A 203-nucleotide genomic window follows, 5' to 3' on the forward strand; every position below is an offset into this window, starting at 1 on the left:
CTGGCGGCAATGGTCTTGCCATCCATGCAGGGCGGCAGACATGGGAACAGAACTTCGGTACCGAAATGGAGTTACTGGAACAGGTAAATACTGAATTGGGGGTGAGGGCATGATTTACGACATCACCCCAATCGGTAAGCCTCGTATGACTCGCGCCGATAAGTGGAAGCAACGCCCAGAAGTAATGCGTTATCGCGCATTCT

General features: G+C 52.2%; 1 pseudogene. It reads left to right on the forward strand.

The features are described from left to right. Window positions 1–109: 109 nt before the first annotated feature. Window positions 110–203, forward strand: a pseudogene (locus M977_RS25980) (RusA family crossover junction endodeoxyribonuclease); the annotation flags it as partial.

It is taken from the genome of Buttiauxella gaviniae ATCC 51604, from assembly GCF_001654835.1.
Taxonomy (GTDB): domain Bacteria; phylum Pseudomonadota; class Gammaproteobacteria; order Enterobacterales; family Enterobacteriaceae; genus Buttiauxella; species Buttiauxella gaviniae.